The organism is Dactylosporangium sp. NPDC005555, assembly GCF_040605635.1.
Classification (GTDB): Bacteria; Actinomycetota; Actinomycetes; order Mycobacteriales; family Micromonosporaceae; genus Dactylosporangium.
Map to the genome: position 1 here is coordinate 1 of NZ_JBEXDG010000105.1, position 18,057 is coordinate 18,057.

Here is an 18,057-nt window from a genome sequence, read left to right on the forward strand (position 1 = left end):
ATTGCAACTCCCCAGTATCCGGTGTGGCTTCGTCGTCGCTGTTGAAGACCACGTTAGGCACTCTCGGCAAGCATTGAATCCCCGAAACGTGCCACGGGGGGCTAGGCCAGCAGGACGGTGCCGCGGACGCCGGCGGCGGGCTGCGGGCCGTAGTGCCGGGAGTCGCGGGCGACCTCGCGGTTGTCGCCGAGGACGTAGAGCATCCCGTCGGGCACGGTGACCGGCGAGCAGTCGGTGGCCGCGCCGTGGATGTAGGGCTCGTCCAGGGGCGTCCCGTCGCGGCGGACCCGGCCGCCGGCGCAGTCGATGGTGTCGCCGCCGACGCCGATGACCCTGTCGACGGTGGTGAACGCGCCACCCTCCCCGGTGGGGACCCGCAGCACGACCACGTCGCCGCGGTCGATGCCCGTGACCCGGAACGTCAGCCGGTCGACGATCGCGTGGTCGCCGATGTCGAGGGTCGGCGCCATCGCACCGGACGGGATCCCCCGGACCGTGAAGGCGGCGAAGGCGGCGGCGGACACCACGGTGACCGCGAGGACCAGGCGCACGGCGCGGCGTTCCAGCGGGGCGACGGGCACGAGGGCGCGCGAGGCGACCCGCAGGCCGCCCAGGGTCCAGCGCACGACGGCCCACGTGCCGGTGACGTGGTCGAGCTCGGCGACGACGGCCGCACCCCACGGGCCGCGGGTGCCGGCGAACGCCACGGTCAGCACCCGGCGGGCCAGCCGGTGCGCGGCGGTCACGACGCGGTCCGCGGACGCAGCCGGGGCGCGGACGCCGCAGCGGCACGGGCGGCCAGCCGCTGCCGGGCGAGCGCCGCGCCGTCCTGGGTCAGCCTGTACAGGTGCCGCGGCGGACGACCGGGCTGCTCCGCCGGCTCCCACCTGGTCTCCAGCAGCGACCCCTCGGCGAGCCGCATGAGGATCGGATACAGCGAACCGGACGCCAGCCCGGTCTCGCGGCTCAGGTCGTACCCATACCGCCACGCGTCAGGTGCGGCGAGCAGGGCCTCGAAAACGTGCAGCGTCTGCGGCGACGTGTGCGGCAACCTCGGCATACCCGAAACTCTACATATGAAGACTATGGCGCGGAAGGCCTATGTCGTCACGCGCGGCCGCGGGCCAGGGCGTCGACCCGGCGCAGGGCGTCGGGCAGGCGGAAGGCACCGGCCATCGCCGTGACGAGCGCCGCCGCGTCGGGCAGCGGGACGCCGGTCGCGGTGACGAACAGGGGCCGCTCGGCGCCGCCGCGGCGCACGGCGACGGCGTGGGTGGCGCTGCGGAACGCGGTCTTCGCCACGCCGAGGACCGGGATGCCGAGCTCGTCGGCGACGTGCGCGCCGAGGCCCGGGCGGCCGTCCGGGTCGAGGTCGACATACCCGTCGACGATGAGCAGGTCCAGGGGTGGCAGCGGGTCGAGCAGCGCGTGCACCGCCGGCAGCTCACGCTTGTAGAAGGCGCCCGGCTCGTACGGCGCGACCTCGTCGAGCCAGGTCACCCGCTCGTCGAGCGGACCGGCGAACGTCGGCTCGGCGGCGATCACCAGCGCGCCCCGGGCGCCGCCGGTGTCCGGATAGTCGACGTCGATGGCCCCGTACCGCCGCGAATTCACGCCAGCAAGTGAACCAGCTCGGCGGGGAGCGCGTCGACCAGGTTCTGGTCCGGCTCGGCGCCGGTGGCCTGCAGGACCCCGCCGAAGAAGCGGCGGATCGAGACGGCCAGGACCACGTGGAAGATGTCCTGCTCGGACAGGCCGTGGGCGCGCAGCGCCTCAGTGTCGGCGGCGGTGACGGCGCCAGGGTCCCTCGCCACGACGTCGGCGAAGTCCATGACGGCGACGTCGACCGGGTCCAGGCCGGCGTCGTGCCAGTCGGTGGCGATCGCCCGCAGGGCGTCGTCGTCGTAGAAGCGCGACCGCAGCACCCCGGCGTGGGCCAGGCTGCAGTAGGTGGCGCCGATCCGCCGGGCCGCGACCAAGGTCACCAGCTCGTAGCGGCGCAGGTCCATGCCGGCCTTCACCGACTGCGACAGTGCGCCCCAGTGCTGGTAGACCTCGGGTGCGAGGGTGAAGACCCGCTCGTAGTTGGTGGCGTCGCCCTGCTCGCCGGGGATCCGCAGGTGCGTCATGCGACGTGCGCCGCGGTCTCGGAGGAGCCCAGGTCCGAGGCGAGCACCGACAGGTCCAGCCCGAGGGCCTTGGCCAGGGCGGCGACGGTGAAGAACGCCGGGGTGGCGATGGCGCCGCGCTCGATCTTGCGCAGTGTGTCGAGGGAGATGCCGGCCTCATACGCGACGGCCGCGGCGCTGCGGGTGCCCCGCGCCTGCTGCAGGAGCCTGCCCAGGACGAGTCCGCGATGGCGTTCGTCTGCGGTCAACGGGTTACGCACCATGTGTCGATGATAATCCTGGTATTAGAATCCTCGCCATGGTGGTTCTGAAGGGCGCCGCGGAGCTCGAGACGATGCGTGAGGCCGGCCGGATCGTGGCGCTGACGTTGCGCGCCGTGAGCGAGCGGGCGACGGCCGGCGTGACCCTGCTGGAGCTCGACGAGCTCGCCAGGGGGATGCTCGCCGAGCACGGGGCGAAGTCGTCGTTCCTGGACTATCTGCCGTCCTTCGCGCCGGTGCCGTATCCGGCGGTCCTGTGCCTGTCGGTCAACGACCAGATCGTGCACGGCATCCCCGGCAGGCGCCCGCTGCGGGACGGTGACCTGTTGTCGATCGACTTCGGGGCGCACATCGGCGGGTATCATGGAGACTCCGCGATCACCATCGGCATCGGCACGATCGACGACGACGCGCGGCGGCTCGCGGACACGTGCGCCGAGGCCCTCGCGGCCGGGATCGCCGCCGCCCGGCCCGGCGGGCGCCTGGGGGACATCTCGGCGGCCGTCGAGGCGGTGTGCCGGGCCGCGGGCTATGGCATGCCGACCGGCTACGGCGGCCACGGCATCGGCACCGCCATGCACGAGGACCCGCACGTGCCCAACGTCGGGCGCGCCGGCCGGGGGCTCACCCTGCGCCCCGGCCTGGCCCTGGCGATCGAGCCGATGGTCATCGAGAGCGGCTCCGACCGGCACCGCCTGCTCAGCGACGGCTGGACGGTGTCCACGGTGGACGGCTCCCGCGCCGCGCACACCGAACACTCGGTGGCGATCACCGAGGACGGGCCGGTCATCCTGACGAGCGTGTGAGCGCTCCCCGGCGGCGTGGGTGACCCGCCGGCACCCGTCAGGGGCGGCCCGCGGCCCGCTCCAGCAGCGCGACGAGACCGGCCCTGGTCGCGACGACCACCATCGTGTGGCCGCGGTCCAGGGTCCGGCCGCGGTTGCGCTCCGGCCACCAGAAGGTCTGCACGCCCTCCGCGAGCCCGGGCCGGCCGGTCTGGACCGCGACCAGTCGCAGCTCGTGGGGGACGCTGACCTCGTGGAAGTGGCTGCCCTCCAGCTGGGAGCGGGCGCCGACACGGACCTCGGCGACGAGCAGGACCCGGCGGCCGACGGGGATCGTGTCGACGACCTCGCTGCCGACCATCGACGCGGCGAACGCGGGCGCGGCCAGGTAGGACACGCTGCGGGAGTGGTTGATGCCGAACGCGACCTTGATCCGGCGGGCGAAGTCCTCCTCGAACAGCCGCAGGACCACCCGCAGGTCGGCGCGCAGCGAGCGGGCCAGCAGCGCGGCCTCCAGGTTGGTGACGTCGTCGGTGGTGACCATGACCAGGCAGCGGGCGGTGGCCACCGACGCCGTCGCGAGGGTCTCGGAGTCCTTCGCGTCGCCGATGATCACGGGGATGCCGAGGCCGCGGGCGACGGCGACGCCACGGGCGGTCGGTGAGCGGTCCACGGCGACGACGTCGATGCCCTGGTCGTGCAGGCCCTGGACGACCCGCGCGCCGACGTTGCCGAGGCCGATGACGATCACATGGCCGCCGACGGGGACGGCGAGGCCGCCGGCGGCGATCTTCAGCCGGGCCTTGACGAGCGTGTTGACGACGGCGGCGGTGACCGCCGGCATGACCGCCACGCCCGCGATGACGAGCGCGAGGTCGACGGCCTGGCTGACCCGGTCGGTCTCGAGGTCGGCGTTGGCGCCGCCGAGGGTGGTGAGCACGGTGACGTACAGCGCCCGCCACGGGCTCAGGTCCCGCACCGACGCGACCACGACGCTGCCGGTGGCCAGCAGCGCGGCGACGCCGATGAGGACCCGGCGCAGCCCGCCCTTGAGCACCAGCCGGGTGGTGCGCAACGGGTGCCGGCCGACCCGCCGCGGCGCCGGCTGGATCCGTCCGTAGACGCTGACGAGCACCAGGTCGGCGGTGTCGTCGTCGGCCGGCAGGGTCTCCTCGGTGGCCGTCACGGCGAGCCCGCACCGCACGTCGGTCGGGTTCGCCGAGGAGCGGCTGACGGCCGTGAGCCGCTGGCCGTCGGTCAGCTCGATCGACGTCGGGGTGTCGTCGCCGAGCGCCGCGGCGACGAACGCGGGCGCGGCGATCTCCGACGCCGACAGCACCGCGCAGTTGCGGACCCGCGACGCGACGCCCGCGCCGAGGACCGTGTTGAACATCCGCAGCACGACCCGCACGTCGGGCAGCGCCTCGCGGGCGATGAGGGCGGCGTCGACGTTGGCCACGTCGTCGTTGTCGACGAACGCGATCGCCTCGGCCTCGGTGAGCTCCGGCCGCAGGAACGTGGCCGCCGTCAGGCGGCGCTCCTCGACGACCATCGACCACGGGTCGGGCGCGCAGATCTCCGCGATCTCCGGCGCCAGGTTCTGCGTCAGCGACGGCACGACGACCGTCACCTGCGCGCCGTAACTGTTGATGAGCTCCCCGACCAGCCTCCGCGCGAGGGCGTTGTCACCCCAGACGACGAATCTGCGCACGCCGCCGATCGTATCGACGAAAGGTGATCAGCAGGGTGGCGGGAATCCGGCCAGGAGATTGATGTCGTACACCATGACGGCGTACCGGCCGGTGTCGAAGCGTTGCTTCGGCGCGCCCCACATCTTCTCCGCCTGGGCCGGGGTGCCGTAGAAGGGCCGGTCCTTCTCGAAGAGGATGAACCGGGCGTCGTGCGCCGCGTCGTACATGCTGGTCTTGGACTGCCAGCACATCGGCACGACCCGGTCGACGTCGCCGATGACCGGCGCGACCGTCACCTTCCCACGGGTCGTGACGGTGATGTTGTTGGAGACCCAGTAGGCGCCGAGACCGTAGGTGAGGTCGCGTTCGCGCAGCCAGTCGGCGACGACCTGACCCTCCGACGCTTCGGCGCGCGGCGGCGAGTACGCCACCAGGTTGAGCGTCAGCAGTGCCAGGACGACGGCGAGGACCCCCTGCCGCCAGCGGGCGGCGATGAGCCGTGGCCCGACGATCCGGCCGGCGAGGACCGCCGCCATCGGCAGCACCGGCGCGATCTCCCGCGCCGCCATCAGGTCGACCGGCAGCGTCGAGACGATCTCCGCGCCGATGTCGCAGCAGATCGCGATCGCCATGATCGACTCGACCCGGTCGGCGGTGCCGCGCAGGATCCGCAGCAGCACGATCGACACCGCGACCAGCGCGACGAGGAAGCCGATGAGGTGCAGGTAGGACACTCCCTGCTGGACCCACTTGCCCTGCCAGCCGGGGCGGTGGGTGCCGAACAGGACGCCGAGCATCCGCGCCGTCATGTGCGCCCGGTGGAACCATTCGTCCAGCGGCGACAGCTCGATCGGCGGCTTCGGCGTGTGGTAGCCGCCGATCGCCTTCAGCCCCCAGGTCGCGAGGTGCGACAGGATCACCGACACGCCGGCGGCGACCGCGAGCTGGAAGTCCATGCTGACGATGCGGCTCCTGTACGACCCGCCGAGGCGGAACGCCCGCACCAGGCACACCAGGGCCAGGGGGACGGCGCCGACGAACGTGACGAGGGGATCGCCCCACGCGCCCCACGCCAGCAGCAGCGCCACCACGACGGGTTTCGCCTTCGTGTCGCGCATCCGGTCGATCGCGCCCCATGCGAGCAGCAGCGGGACCGCGGAGCCGGTGTGGTTCGGCGAGGACAGCAGCGTCTGGTAGCCGGTGCCGGGCACCGGGCAGAGCAGGATCGCGACCGCCACCCCGACGCGCAGCCACGCCTCCAGGCCGGTCGCGCGGCCCTTCGCGAGGATTCCGGCCAGCAGCACGATCATCGTGTACGTGATCGCGGCGGCGATGTGGATCTGCTGCACGGTGGGGCCGGTGAAGACCTGGATCGCCGCGTACTGGATGAGCTCCGTCGGGTAGAACGCGACGTCCGACAGGGTCCAGCCGGTCAGCCGCGGGTTGCCGTGGAACATGTCGTGGGCCTGCATCGCGTTGCTGGCGCCATCGGCGTTGATCGGGAACGCGAATGCCATCCGCAGATAGGCGAAGAAGAGCCCCACGGCCGCCACGGCGATCCCGAACCCGGTCAGCAGACCGGTCAACTGCCTGGTTTTCAGCACCCCGGCAGGGTAGCTACCCGAACTCGTCGGCCAGCTCGCGGTATGCGGCTAGTACCGTTTCCGTCCGTTCCGTCAGCGTTTCGGTGGGTTCCGGATCGCGGCCCGGGCGGGCGCTGATCGCGCCGAGCAGCGCGTCGGCCGCTTCGACCCGCACCCTGGCCCGCGACTGCGCGGCCCGGTGGTCGAGGAACCCCTGGCACAGCCCGGCGAGGTGGCGCAGCCGCTCGACCCGCCGGACCACCTCCGCGTCGACGGTGGTCAGCTGCGCGGTGAGTTCCGCCTGCCGGTCCGTGACGGCGGCGAAGAGCAGGCCGGCGCCGATCGGCTCGCCGACCGACGCGCGCAGCTCCCGGACCGCGGTCCGCAGCTCGCCGCGCTCGGCGAGGGCGTGCGCGAGGTCCCACAGCATGCGCTCCAGGGTGTCCCGCGGGTCGGTCGGGTCGCCGAGCCGCTCCAGGGCCGGCCAGGTCAGCATGATCCGGTCGGCGTGCGAGGCGGCCTCCTCGAACACGGCCCGGTCCCGCGGGTCGGTGAGGAACTGCCGCAGTGCCCGCTCCCGGCGCGCCGGTGTCTTCACCAGGTGCAGCCCGGCGAGCAGGAAGCCGGCGGCGGCGATCCCCGCCAGGACCGTGCGGCCCAGCGGCGGCGCGTCCAGCCAGCGGATGCCGAGCACGACGGCCGCGGCGCAGGTGAGCGCGGCCGCGTACACCACGAACACCCAGTTGTCGGCGGGCCAGAACGGTCCGCTGCGCGGCTGCCCGGCACCGCCCGCGAGCCCTCGCTCCAGGGCGTTCGCGGCCTGCCGGCGCACGATCGCGGTCCGCCGGCCGCGCAGATACTCGATCACGCCTCAGCCCGCCGGCCGCGCGAGGTGTCCGATCGTGTCCGGGGCTGCCGTTCGAGCGGGTGCTCTGCGACCTTCAGGCGCTCAGACATGCCGGACCCGCCGGGCCAGGGTCGCGCAGGCGCTGGCCAGCAGCACCGTGGCGAGGACACCGGGCAGGCCGCCGAGGGCGCCGCCGAACAGCGCCGTGGCCGCGAGCACCGGCACGGACAGCGGACCGACCCATTTCGGCAGGTGTTGCGCCGGTACCCCGACCAGCGCGATCAGCGACGCGGCGGCCAGGGCGAGCGCCGGGGCGAAGGGCTGCCCCGACGTGAGGACCAGCCCGGCGGCGAACGCCACCCCGAGAGCCGGCCCCGCGAACGGCAGGACCGTCAGCAGCCCCACCCCGGCTGCGGCGGCCTGCGCGTGGGCGACCCCGGCGACGTTGAGCACAGGCCAGGCGACGACGGCCGCGAGCGCGCCCCAGACGCACCGGCGGGTCGCCTCCGCCGCAGGTCCGGGGCCCTCGTCGACGGCCCGGACGAGGATCACAGCAGCCGCAGTTCCCGCGCCCGCTCGACGGCCTCGCGCCGGCGGCCGGCGTGCAGCTTGCGGTAGATGTTCTTCACGTGCGTCTTGACGGTGTTGACCGACACGTACAGCGTCGAGGCGATCTCCAGGTTGGACATCGTGCCCTGCAGGTAGCGCAGCACCGTCAGCTCGCGTTCGGTGAGCGGCTCGACGAGGCTGCCGTCCGCGCCGCGGCCGCCGGCCGACAGCGGCGAAGAGCCGGCTGCCAGTTCCGCTGCCAGCGGGTGGTACACGGGCAGCAGCGGCGCGAAGTTCGCGAGGAGATCCCTGACGGGGTGGCCACCGACGAGGAACGGCCGGCGGAAGCTCTCCTCCTCCGCGATGTCGAGGGCCACCTCGAGACCGCGCAGGACCCGGTTGCGGTCGCCGAGCGCCCGGCCGGCCAGGGACGTGAGGATCGCGGCGTGCACGGTCCACGTCAGCGCCGTGTCCACCGACGGGGTCGCGTACTGCTGGGCCGTCGAAGCGGCGGCGGCCGCCTTGCCCTCGACCAGCGCCGCCGACGCGTCGACGCAGGCGGCCCAGCCGGCATAGACGTCCGGGTCGCCGCCCGTGGCGATGAGCCGCCGGGCCGCGCCGAGGTCGCCGCCGCTGATCCGCAGCTCCGCCTCGGTCAGCGCCAGGGCCCGCTCCACACTCGGGGCGAGGGCCGCACCGCCGAGCTCGCGGCGGGCCGTGTGCAGCACCTCCAGGGCGGCGGCGAGCCGGCCGGAGCCGTGGCGCAGCCTCGCGCGCACGGTGGCGACCGCGACGAGCAGGTCCGGGTCGCCGGCGGCCAGGTCGAGGCCCTCGTCGAGGAGGCGGTCGGCCTCCGCGATGCGGTCCCATTCGCCGTACACGCTGGCCAGGGCCATCCGCACCCAGCCGAGGTCGGCGGCGTCGGTGATGCCGAAGCGGTCCGCGGTCACCAGGGCCTGGCGGCCGAGCCTGGCCGCGGCGCGCAGCCTGCCCCGGGACGCCTCCAGGACCGACAGCTGCGCCGCGGCGCACACCTGGGTCTGTGCCATGCCTGTGCGCTGGGCGAGCACCAGGGCGCCGTGCAGGGGCGTTCCGGCGGCGGCGAGCTCGCCCAGCCGCAGCCGGGCCTCACCCTCGTCCAGCATGGACAGTGCCCGGACCTCGTCGGTCTGGTCGTCGGGACGGTTGAGCTCGCCGGCGGCGGCGAGGGCCCTGCGCGGGTCGCCGGACAGCCGCGCCTCGGCGGCGGCGAAGCCGGCGACCATGCGGGCGTTGAGGCGGACCTGCCCCTTCGCCTGCTCCTTGACCTGCTCGTTGACCTGCTCGTTGACCTGCTCGTTGGGTGTGCCGCTCGGGGCGGGGGCGGTCATGACGGCCGTCGTGCCGCCCTGTCCGGCCGGGACGTGGAGCGCGGCGGGCAGGCCGGCACCGCCCTGCCCGGTGAGGTTCTGGCCGCCGGATTGCGAGCCACCGGTTTGCGAGCCACCGGTTTGCGGGCCGCCGGTTTGCGGGCCGCCGGTGTGCGGGCCGCCGGTGTGCGGGCCGCCGACGGGCGGGCCGCCGGTGTGCGGGCCACCGACGGGCGGGCCGCTGGTGGGCGGGCCGCCGGTTTGCGAGGCGCTGGTGGGCGGGCCGCTGGTGGGCGGGCCGCCGGTTTGCGGGCCCGTCCCGCCCACGGGACCGTTCGTGCTGACCGGGCCGCTCGCGGCGGCCGGCATGTTCGTGCGGGCCGGATTGTTCAGGGCGTTCTGGTGGTGCGGGCCGTTCACGGCGCCGGGTCCGTTGCCACCCGCCGCGCCGGTGCCGCTGCCCGCGCCGTAGCCGACGCTGGTGCCGTTGCCGGCGCCGGCCGCGGCGCCCGCCGACGTGCCATGCGGGCCGGCGTTGCCGCCGGGCGCGCCGCCGCCGGTCCCGCTGCCGGTCGGGGCGCCCGGGTCCTTGGCCTGGCCGGGTGCCGCGGGCAGGGTGTCGATGGCGCGGTTGCTGCGGCGCAGGAAGTCGCGGGTGCCCTCCAGGTCGCCGACCCGCAGGCGCTCCGCCGCGAAGGCGAGGGCCAGCCGCGGGTCGGTGTGCTCGTCGCCGGCCGACGCGTGCGGCGCGGCCTCGTGCGGGCGGTCGTAGCGGACCCCGGCGACGATGTCGGGCCAGTGCCGGTCGAGGGTCTCGACGGCGCCCGCCCAGTCCTCGGCGAGCAGCGCGTGGCGCATCGCCTCCGCCGGGATGCCGTAGGTCGCGTGCCACGCCGCCGCCCTGCGGTGCAGCTCGGCGACCCGTTCCGGGTTGCGGCGCAGCAGCTCGGAGTGCAGCGTGCGGGCGAAGAGCGGGTGGAAGCGGTACCAGCCGCCGGGCCCGGCGTTGCGGGTCAGGAACGCGTTGGAGCCCTTGAGCTCGGCGAGGACCCGGGCGCCGTCGTCGCGGCCGGTGATCGCCTCGACCAGGCCGGCGTTGAGCCGCGTCGCGACCGCCGTGTCGAACAGCAGCCGGCGGGTGTCGGCGGGCAGCGTCTCGATGACCTCGCCGGTGAGGAAGTCGCCGACGGCCGTGCTGTAGGGGCCGCCGTCGTCGAGGACCCGCTCCGGCTCCGGGTGCCCACGCATCGCCATCGCGGCGAGCCGCACGCCGGCCGGCCAGCCCTCGGTCATCGAGTGCAGCTCGTACAGGGTGCTGCCGGGCAGGACCACGTCGTGCGCGGCGAGGAGCTGGGCGGTCTCGGCGATGGTCAGCGACAGGTCGGTCGTGCGCACCTCCGTCAGCGAGCCGTTGACCCGCCAGCGGTACAGCGGCAGCGCCGGGTCCCGCCGGCAGGACAGCACCAGGTGCAGCTTGCCCATGCCGTGCCGTACCAGCGACTCCAGCTCGGCAAGGGCGGCCTGGTCGCTGATCTCGCGCACGTCGTCGACGACCACCACGTGGGGGCTGTCGAGGGAGTCGACGGCTTGCGGCAGGTCGTCGGAGTAGAGGTCGCTCTTGGTGTCCCCGGCGGACACCGCGTCCCCGGTGGACAGCGCGCCGCGCAGCCGGCCCGGCACGTCGGCGCCGTCCGGCGAGTGCGACGTCACCCAGCGCACGACCGGCAGCTCGTCGCCGATGTGCACGGTGCGGGCCCACGCGACGAGCGCCGCGGTCTTGCCCCAGCCAGCGGGCGCCGTCACCAGCGTCAGCGGCGCCCGGACCGCGGCGTCCAGCTGCTGCACGACGCGATCGCGCAGCACGTATCCAGGCGGCAGATCCGGCACCGCCAACGTCGACGGGGCCGTGCCATGACGATCCAGGCGAACCTGCTGTACCAAAGCTTGCGACACTCGGTGCCCCCCGATTTCATACCTCGCCAAACGTGACGAGCAAAGCACCGCCCGCAGCCGCGGGGCCTCACCCTGCCTGGGTGGTCTTCCCTTGACCGATGTGGCTGTTTGCCTTGCGTAGCAACGGTTGCATCGACATCGCTGCACCGGCGCGCCGCGCGCAGAAGGCTCACCCGGAACGGATGACGCGCGGTCACCACACTGGTCGGCAGCGTTCCCGCTATCGCCCGTCGTGTCGACGAGCGGGGAGGAGGATGAGCCAGGATGAGCGCGCTTGTCGGCGAGATCGAGCTCCGCGGCGAGAACGGGTTCGAGCTGAGCCTGAGGGGTTACCACCGCGCCCAGGTCGACCGCTACGTCGCCACCTTGCAGATGCGGCTGACCACCGTGGAGACCGAACTCGCCTCGGCGCGTTACCGGGAGCAGCAGCTGGCGGGCAAGGTCGAGCGGCTCAACACGGACCTGCGCCAGTGCACGTGCGGCGACGAGAGCTCCAAGGCCGTCGGCGGCCGGATCCAGCAGATGATCGAGCTGGCCGAGCAGGAGGCGGACGAGCTGCGCCGGCAGGCCGCCGAGCAGCTCGACGGCGCGCGGGCCGCGGGGGAGGAGATGCTCGCCGACGCGCGCAAGCACGCCGAGGACGCGATCCGCGACTTCCAGACCGCCCTGGCGCAGCGCCGCTCCGAAGAGGCCCGCGCCGAGCAGGCCCGCCGCGTGCAGTGGGACACCCGCCGGCAGCGGCAGCGCGAGGCGGCCGAGAACCTCCTCGCGTCGACCCGCTCGATCGGCACCGAGAGCCTGCAGACCACGAGAAAGCTGCTGGACACGCTGTCCGAGCAGCACGCCAAGCTGATCGCGGAGGTCGAGACCGCGGAGAAGGAGATGGCCAACCTGCCCAACGCCTGAATGACGTTCTGCCCCGCACCGAAATGCCCGGTGGTCCACAGCGGACCACCGGGCATCGCCCTGTCTGGGGGGGAGTGCGGATCAGGCGAAGACCTCGTGCAGGTGGTCCTCCTGCTCCTTGGAGAGGTTGGTGTGGATCAGCTTCGGCCGCTCGCCGGCGAACGCGTCGCGGACCCGGTCGACGACCACGTCGGTGGTCAGCACGAACAGCGCGGACGTGCCCGGCTGGATCTCGTCGCGGGTCCGCTTGATGAAGTCGTCGTCGATGCCGACGTCGGTCAGCGAGCCGGCGATGGCACCCGCCGCCGCGCCGACCGCCATGCCGAACAGCGGGATCAGGAAGATAAGGCCGAAGAGCATGCCCCAGAACATGCCGCCGAGCGCGCCGCGCGCCGTGAGGCTGTGCAACTGGCGGGTCTTGGGCTTGTTGGAGCCCTCCTGCCACGACACGGTCGCGGCGTCCTCCACGGTCACCAGGCCCTGCTTCGCGAGGTCCTGGAGCTTCTCGGCGGCCCTGGAGGCGCCCTCGGGGGTGTCGAACTTCCAGACGGTCAACGTGGCCATCGTCGTGCTCCGTTCGTTTGAGACCGATGTAGGTCGAGCGTCGCGGCGGCGGGCCGTGCCCTGCCCCACCTGTGCGGAGTGACGATGTGCCCGCTGGCCGATCACCCCACCGGGGTGAGGACGCATCACTCGGACAGCCAGCAGGATTCCTGCCATGAACGAACTGCGGGCGGCCCTGATGGTGACTGCTGCACCATCGATGATGGTCCGCCCGTTCCCGCCAGCCGCGGGCGTCACGTCGTCGGTGGTCCCCGGCGTGACGACCCAGCTGGAGCGTCAGGTGAACACCGTTGAGCAGGGGGTACTCAACGGGGCAGGAGGAGCGGTGGACACGGCCCGCATCCTGCGCACCGGGCGCTCTTCAGCGAGGGCGGCGGGAGCCGATGGGTGGGCGGCTGATCCGGAGGAGGCCGCCCACCCATCGCAAGTCACCACATCGCAAGGCACCACATAAGACGTCTGACACCGAAGGACGGCGCGAGAGGCGCCGACGCGCTCCCAGGCCCGCGTCGGCGCCTCGAACGTTTTCCGGGACATGAAGAAGGTGGCTGCCACGGGGGCAGCCACCTTCTCCTCTGTGGTGGGCGAGCTGGTCAGATCACGCCGTAGTCCGAGGTGGGTGCGGCGTGCCGCGGCTGGTCCGAGGACCACCGCGCCGTCTCGTCGTGCCGGGAGTGCGCACCGCCACCGCCACCGATGTCGCCGTACCTGGGCGGCTGCGGCGTCTCGCCGGGAGCGGTCATGTCGCCGTGCCGGCCCGTCGTCTCCGCGGCGTGCGTCCCCTCGTTGGGCCTCGTCGCCGCCCCGGGCCGCCCCGCCGGATACGGTCCGCCGGGTGGATAGGGTCCGACGTTCTGGGTGGAGCCCTGCGCGGGTGCGCCGGACGGCCGCGCACCCGGATGGCTCGGTGAGGTCGGCGCGTTCATCGGGATGCCGCTGCCGTACCCCTGGTAGTCGGCCGCCTGGAAGTCGCGGTCCGCCCGGTGACTGGTGGGACCTGCCTGGGTTGCCCCGGCGGGTGCCGCCGGCGCCATGGTGGGCAGCTCCGAGTCCGACCAGTGCACGGTGAGCCCGAAGAGCACCACGACGCTGAGCGTGATCATCAGCAGCGACCACACCGGGTACGCGCCGAGCGAACCGATCTGGATCAGCATGTGCAGCGCGACGATGACGATCGCCGCCACCCTTGCGACGGCGTTGCGGGCCATCAGCCCGATCCCGGCGGCCAGCAGCAGGCCGCCGAAGACCAGCAGGAGGATGCCCCAGCCGGTCAGGTTGACGACGACCAGACTGTCGCCGTCGATGAACGTCACCTGGTTCTGCAGCAGCGCGACGAGTCCTTCGAGCACGTTGAGGAGCCCGAGCACGACGAGCATGACGGCCGCGAAGGTGACCCAGCCGAACCACACGGCTCTGCTCTTGGTCATGGCCTCTGTGTTCCTTCCTCTGCACGAGCGGGACACCGGCAGGAGGCAGGTCGGCAGGTCTTGACCGAGCAGGTTCGTCGTCCGGCCGCGGCGGACAAGAGAGGAGGCGCCGCGGCCGGATCCGGCGAAGCTCGTGTGGCGACCTCCCTCCCTTGCGGAATTTGCGAACCGGTGCTTTTGAGCCGATCGTTCGGTGGATCCGGATGACCGGACATCACCCTGCCCGTGTGAGTTGGGGTGCCCGTCCATCGATGGAGTGACCGTCACCCCCACCGGGTGAGGACTTCTCACCCGGCGGCGCCAGCACAATGCGGTCGTGGAGATGGCCTGGATACCTGGTGGCACGTTCGCCATGGGTGCGGACGGCTTCTATCCGGAAGAGGCGCCGGTGCGCAAGGTCACCGTCGACGGCTTCTGGATCGACTCGCATCCCGTCACGAACGCCGAGTTCGCCCTGTTCACCACCGAGACCGGCTACGAGACCGTGGCCGAGCGACAACCGGAGCCGGACGGGCCGGACGCCGGCCAGGGCGCGCAGACGGGCTCGATGGTGTTCGTGCAGCCACCGGGCCCGGTGCCGCTGCGCGACTGGCGGGTGTGGTGGGAGTTCCGCCCCGGCGCGTCCTGGCGACATCCGTGGGGCCCCGACTCGTCGATCCGTGGGAAGTCCGCGCACCCGGTGGTGCACGTCGCCTACGAGGACGCGGCCGCCTACGCGGGCTGGGCCGGCAAGGACCTGCCGACCGAGGCGGAGTGGGAGTTCGCCGCCCGCGGCGGGCTCGAGCAGGCCCTGTACCCGTGGGGTGACGAACCCGAGCCGGGACGCGCCAACATCTGGCACGGCATCTTCCCCTGGCTCGACCGCAGCGACGGCGGGCACGGCACCAGCCCGGTGGGTGCGTTCGCCGCCAACGCGTACGGACTCTTCGACGTGGTCGGCAACGTGTGGGAGTGGACGTCGGACTACTACCGCTCCGGCAACGCCAGGTTCGACCTCGGCGATGATCCTCTCCAGCCGCAGGGTGAGGTCGCCGACAACCCGCGCGTCGACACCCCGGCAGGGGCGGCCGTCTATGCCAGCAGGGTCGTCAAGGGCGGCTCCTACCTGTGCTCCACCGGCTATGACCACCGGTTCCGTCCGGCGGCGCGGCAGCCGGAGGCGGTCGACAACGGCAGCTGCCACGTCGGTTTCCGGTGCGTTCGCAGACTCGGGTGATGACGCACCGTCATTTGTTCACCCCCTACGGGTGAGGCGTGCTCACCTTTAATCGCCCCACAATCCCGTGGTCATCCGCCGTGCTGCGGTGGGTGGGAGGGGGCGAAATACGTTGGGGCAGAAAACGCTCGTTGACACGATCACCCGTCCTGTACTGCACTTCGCAGTGCCTGAGCCGCCCCGCTATCACGTGCCACGACCGCGTCTGCTGGACGCGCTGGATCGGGCGGTGGCGGGGCCTTTGACATTGATCTCAGCTCCGGCGGGGTGGGGCAAGACCACCCTGCTGGCAGAGTGGGTGGCGGCCGGGCGAACGCCCTGGCCGCTGGCGTGGTTGACCGTCGAGGCGCACCACGGCCCGCGCTTTTGGGAACACGTGCTGGGTGCGGTCGCGGCGGCCACCGCGGAGCACCAGGTCACCGCGGCACCCGCCGACGGTGGCGAGGCACTCGACGAACTGGTCGTGCTGCTGCGCCGGCCCGGCCCGCCGGTCGTCGTCATCCTGGACGACCTGCAGGAACTGTCGGTCCCGCGGGTGTGGGGGGAGCTCGAGACGCTGCTTTCCCAGGCGGGTGACCGCCTGCGTCTCGTCATCGCCTGCCGGACCGACCCGGCGCTCACCCTGTACCGCTTCCGTATCCGCGGCGCGCTCGCCGAGCTGCGCAACGGGGCGCTCGGCTTCACCCTCGACGAGACGGCGCAGATGCTCAACGCGCACGGCGTCCGGCTCGCCGAGGCGGCACTGGTGGAGCTGCACGCGGTGATGCGGGGTTGGGCGGCGGGACTGCGACTCGCCGCCCTCGCCGTGCAGGGGCATCCGGAGCCGGACAGCCTCGTGCCGCGGTTCGCGTTGCAGGACCGGGCGCTGGGGGAGTACCTCGTCGGCGAGGTCTTCGACACCCTGCCGGAGGACATCCGAGAGGTCGTGCTCTGCACGTCGGTCCTCGACCAGGTGAGCGCTGAGCTCGTGGAGGCGCTGACCGGCAGGGTCGACGGCGCCCGCATCCTGGGTTCGCTGGAGCACTCCAACCTGTTCGTGGTGCAGGGCAGCGGCAACGCCGGCATGTACCGGTGCCACCCGCTGTTCGGGCTCATGCTGTACGACGAACTGCGGCACCGCCGGCCCGAGCAGGTCCGCCAGCTGCACCGGCGGGCCGCGGACTGGTTCGCGGCGCACGACCTGCCGGCCGACGCGCTGCGGCACGCACTCGCCGCCCGCAACTGGGGGCAGGCCTCCGACCTGCTCGCGGCGAGCTGGCAGGAGCTGGTGCCGGGGGCGCGGCTGCGGACCATCAAGGAACTGGTCCCGCCGCCGCCGCAGGAGGTCCGCAACGACCCGAAGCTGGCCCTGGCGTTCGCCGCGGAGCGCCTCGACGCCAGCGACCCGCAGGGCACGGAGACGTTCCTGCACCTGGTCGACCGGTCCCAGCACACGCTGGTCGAGTCGGCCCGCACGGCGCTGCGGCCCATCGTCGACAGCTTCCGCATGGCCGAGGCGCACCAGTCGGGCAAGCCCGACCTGATCCTCGCGACCGCGCCGCAACTGCTGCGCGACGACATGGGCCTCGACGACCAGGACACCGCGCGGATGCGGGCCCTGGCCCTGGTCGCCGTCGGCGGCGCCCGGCTGCTGCAGGGCGACCTGACGCAGGCGGAGCTCGCGCTCACTGAGGGGCTCGGCCTGGCCCGCCGCTGCGGCGGCGTGCAGTCGCAGCTCGCGGCGCTGCGGCAGCTCGCGCAGCTCAACGCGACCCGGGGGCGGCTGTCGGCGGCGATGCGCTACGGAAAGGAGGCCCTGGCCCTCGCCGACCGCGAAGGCCAGACCCAGGGCAGCGACGTCGTGTGGGCGCAGCTCACCGTCGCCGAGGTCTGCTACCTCCAGGCCCGGGTGCGGGCGGCCGAGCACTACCTGGACCGGGCCCTGGACGGCGGCGGACTCGCCGACCCCGGGCTGGTCGCGGTGGCGACGATGTCCCGGGCGCACATCCGGGCCGCCGCCGGCGACGCCAGGGCCGCCTGCACCGAGCTCGCCGCGATCCGGCGGCAGCTCGCGGACTGGCGGTACACGCCGAGGCTCCAGCACTGCGTCACGCTCGCCGAGGCCGAGCTGCGGCTCGCCGCCGGCGACGTGGAGGCGGCGAAGCGGCTGCTCAACCTCGAACCCGTCGAGCTGCTGACGCCGTGGCTGGGAGTGGTGCGCGCGAAGGCGCACCTCGCCGAACGCCGCCCGGCGGCCGCCCTCGGCGCGGTCCAGCCGTTCCTGGAGTACACCACCGGATCGCTGGTGTGGACGGTCGACGCCAACCTCACCTGCGCCAGGGCGCTCCGCGCCCTCGGTGACCGCTCCAAGGCCGGCCGGGCCCTGGAGCAGGCACTGCGGTGCGCCGAGGACGAGGGGATCCGCTGGCCGTTCGTGGCCGGTGGCCAGCCGGTCCGGGAGCTGCTGGTGACCTACCTACCGGCGGGCAGCGGCTACCGCGGCGTCGCCGAGGACATCGCGACCGAGCTCAACGGCTTCGGCCGCCCGGCCGCCGTGGCGGGCGAGCTGGCCGAGCCGCTCACCGAACGCGAACTGGCCGTCCTGCGCTACCTGCAGGGCACGCTGTCCGCGGGCGAGATCGCCTCGATGCTCTACGTGTCCGTCAACACGGTGAAGACGCACATGAAGAACATCTACCGCAAGCTGGGGGTCGGCAGGCGGCGAGAGGTGATCGAACGGGCCCGCGAACTGAACCTGCTCTGACGGTTCGCCAGGCACAGCGGCGGGGGGCCGGGGGCGGGGGGGGGGGGGCGGCGGC

17 protein-coding genes are annotated in these 18,057 nt (G+C 73.2%); 5 read left to right on the plus strand and 12 right to left on the minus strand.

What is annotated here, in order from left to right; genetic code table 11:
- Nucleotides 1–101: 101 nt before the first annotated feature.
- Genes lepB through ABZS58_RS49250 form a run of 5 tightly spaced genes read right to left on the minus strand, consistent with a single transcriptional unit; the run spans nt 102 to nt 2,392 of the window.
- Nucleotides 102–746 carry a signal peptidase I gene (lepB, locus tag ABZS58_RS49230; RefSeq protein WP_354791572.1) on the minus strand — a complete coding sequence of 215 codons (645 nt, stop codon included), beginning with the start codon at nt 744–746 and terminating at the stop codon, nt 102–104.
- Nucleotides 743–1,060 carry a PadR family transcriptional regulator gene (locus ABZS58_RS49235; protein ID WP_354791573.1) on the minus strand — a complete coding sequence of 106 codons (318 nt, stop codon included), beginning with the start codon at nt 1,058–1,060 and terminating at the stop codon, nt 743–745. Before ABZS58_RS49235 ends, lepB begins: the two co-directional genes overlap by 4 nt.
- Before the next feature lie 47 nt (nt 1,061–1,107).
- On the minus strand, nt 1,108–1,614 hold the full coding sequence (locus ABZS58_RS49240) for an endonuclease V (protein ID WP_354791575.1): 507 nt from the start codon (nt 1,612–1,614) through the stop codon (nt 1,108–1,110).
- On the minus strand, nt 1,611–2,129 hold the full coding sequence (locus ABZS58_RS49245) for a peroxidase (protein WP_354791577.1): 519 nt from the start codon (nt 2,127–2,129) through the stop codon (nt 1,611–1,613). The genes ABZS58_RS49240 and ABZS58_RS49245 overlap by 4 nt, the downstream gene beginning before the upstream one ends.
- Nucleotides 2,126–2,392 (minus strand): helix-turn-helix transcriptional regulator, encoded by a 267-nt coding sequence (locus ABZS58_RS49250; protein ID WP_354791579.1) that lies wholly within the window; start codon nt 2,390–2,392, stop codon nt 2,126–2,128. The genes ABZS58_RS49245 and ABZS58_RS49250 overlap by 4 nt, the downstream gene beginning before the upstream one ends.
- Nucleotides 2,393–2,427: 35 nt before the next feature.
- On the opposite strand from ABZS58_RS49250, the gene map reads away from it, so the two are divergent.
- Complete coding sequence (gene map, locus ABZS58_RS49255; RefSeq protein ID WP_354791581.1) at nt 2,428–3,195, plus strand: type I methionyl aminopeptidase; 768 nt, start codon at nt 2,428–2,430, stop codon at nt 3,193–3,195.
- Nucleotides 3,196–3,232: 37 nt separating this feature from the next.
- Here the strand turns inward: map and ABZS58_RS49260 are convergent, their stop codons facing one another.
- The 5 genes from ABZS58_RS49260 to ABZS58_RS49280 form a co-directional block, all read right to left on the minus strand.
- Complete coding sequence (locus ABZS58_RS49260) at nt 3,233–4,885, minus strand: NAD(P)-binding protein (RefSeq protein WP_354791582.1); 1,653 nt, start codon at nt 4,883–4,885, stop codon at nt 3,233–3,235.
- A 27-nt stretch (nt 4,886–4,912) separates the two neighbouring features.
- Nucleotides 4,913–6,469, minus strand: a complete 1,557-nt coding sequence (locus tag ABZS58_RS49265; RefSeq protein WP_354791585.1) for a hypothetical protein — start codon at nt 6,467–6,469, stop codon at nt 4,913–4,915.
- A gap of 13 nt (nt 6,470–6,482) precedes the next feature.
- The gene (locus tag ABZS58_RS49270) at nt 6,483–7,316 is read right to left on the minus strand and encodes a hypothetical protein (protein ID WP_354791587.1); all 834 of its coding nucleotides are present in this window, start codon (nt 7,314–7,316) and stop codon (nt 6,483–6,485) included.
- An 81-nt stretch (nt 7,317–7,397) separates the two neighbouring features.
- Nucleotides 7,398–7,847 (minus strand): hypothetical protein, encoded by a 450-nt coding sequence (locus tag ABZS58_RS49275; RefSeq protein ID WP_354791588.1) that lies wholly within the window; start codon nt 7,845–7,847, stop codon nt 7,398–7,400.
- Nucleotides 7,844–11,038, minus strand: a complete 3,195-nt coding sequence (locus ABZS58_RS49280) for a LuxR C-terminal-related transcriptional regulator (protein ID WP_354791589.1) — start codon at nt 11,036–11,038, stop codon at nt 7,844–7,846. The genes ABZS58_RS49275 and ABZS58_RS49280 overlap by 4 nt, the downstream gene beginning before the upstream one ends.
- Before the next feature lie 372 nt (nt 11,039–11,410).
- On the opposite strand from ABZS58_RS49280, the gene ABZS58_RS49285 reads away from it, so the two are divergent.
- Nucleotides 11,411–12,052: a hypothetical protein gene (locus tag ABZS58_RS49285; protein WP_354791591.1), complete on the plus strand. Its 642-nt coding sequence runs from the start codon at nt 11,411–11,413 to the stop codon at nt 12,050–12,052.
- 81 nt (nt 12,053–12,133) lie between these two features.
- Here ABZS58_RS49285 and ABZS58_RS49290 read toward each other — a convergent pair whose 3' ends face one another.
- Entirely contained in the window at nt 12,134–12,616 is a 483-nt protein-coding gene (locus ABZS58_RS49290) for a DUF1269 domain-containing protein (RefSeq protein WP_354791593.1), read from the minus strand.
- A gap of 154 nt (nt 12,617–12,770) precedes the next feature.
- Here ABZS58_RS49290 and ABZS58_RS49295 point away from each other — a divergent pair, with 154 nt between their 5' ends.
- The gene (locus ABZS58_RS49295; RefSeq protein WP_354791595.1) at nt 12,771–13,070 is read left to right on the plus strand and encodes a hypothetical protein; all 300 of its coding nucleotides are present in this window, start codon (nt 12,771–12,773) and stop codon (nt 13,068–13,070) included.
- 139 nt (nt 13,071–13,209) lie between these two features.
- Here ABZS58_RS49295 and ABZS58_RS49300 read toward each other — a convergent pair whose 3' ends face one another.
- The gene (locus tag ABZS58_RS49300; RefSeq protein ID WP_354791597.1) at nt 13,210–14,043 is read right to left on the minus strand and encodes a hypothetical protein; all 834 of its coding nucleotides are present in this window, start codon (nt 14,041–14,043) and stop codon (nt 13,210–13,212) included.
- Between the two features lie 322 nt (nt 14,044–14,365).
- On the opposite strand from ABZS58_RS49300, the gene ABZS58_RS49305 reads away from it, so the two are divergent.
- Both ABZS58_RS49305 and ABZS58_RS49310 read left to right on the plus strand, forming a co-directional pair.
- Nucleotides 14,366–15,259 carry a formylglycine-generating enzyme family protein gene (locus ABZS58_RS49305; protein WP_354791600.1) on the plus strand — a complete coding sequence of 298 codons (894 nt, stop codon included), beginning with the start codon at nt 14,366–14,368 and terminating at the stop codon, nt 15,257–15,259.
- Nucleotides 15,260–15,449: 190 nt separating this feature from the next.
- Nucleotides 15,450–18,002 (plus strand): LuxR C-terminal-related transcriptional regulator, encoded by a 2,553-nt coding sequence (locus tag ABZS58_RS49310; protein ID WP_354791599.1) that lies wholly within the window; start codon nt 15,450–15,452, stop codon nt 18,000–18,002.
- Nucleotides 18,003–18,057: the final 55 nt, after the last annotated feature.

Bases quoted from the DNA above. Each gene is read 5' to 3' on its own strand.
- ABZS58_RS49250 (WP_354791579.1), bottom strand. From the start codon at position 2,392: ATGGTGCGTAACCCGTTGACCGCAGACGAACGCCATCGCGGACTCGTC.
- ABZS58_RS49285 (WP_354791591.1), top strand. From the start codon at position 11,411: ATGAGCGCGCTTGTCGGCGAGATCGAGCTCCGCGGCGAGAACGGGTTC.
- ABZS58_RS49245 (WP_354791577.1), bottom strand. From the start codon at position 2,129: ATGACGCACCTGCGGATCCCCGGCGAGCAGGGCGACGCCACCAACTAC.
- ABZS58_RS49295 (WP_354791595.1), top strand. From the start codon at position 12,771: ATGAACGAACTGCGGGCGGCCCTGATGGTGACTGCTGCACCATCGATG.
- ABZS58_RS49305 (WP_354791600.1), top strand. From the start codon at position 14,366: ATGGCCTGGATACCTGGTGGCACGTTCGCCATGGGTGCGGACGGCTTC.
- ABZS58_RS49300 (WP_354791597.1), bottom strand. From the start codon at position 14,043: ATGACCAAGAGCAGAGCCGTGTGGTTCGGCTGGGTCACCTTCGCGGCC.
- ABZS58_RS49235 (WP_354791573.1), bottom strand. From the start codon at position 1,060: ATGCCGAGGTTGCCGCACACGTCGCCGCAGACGCTGCACGTTTTCGAG.
- map (WP_354791581.1), top strand. From the start codon at position 2,428: ATGGTGGTTCTGAAGGGCGCCGCGGAGCTCGAGACGATGCGTGAGGCC.
- ABZS58_RS49290 (WP_354791593.1), bottom strand. From the start codon at position 12,616: ATGGCCACGTTGACCGTCTGGAAGTTCGACACCCCCGAGGGCGCCTCC.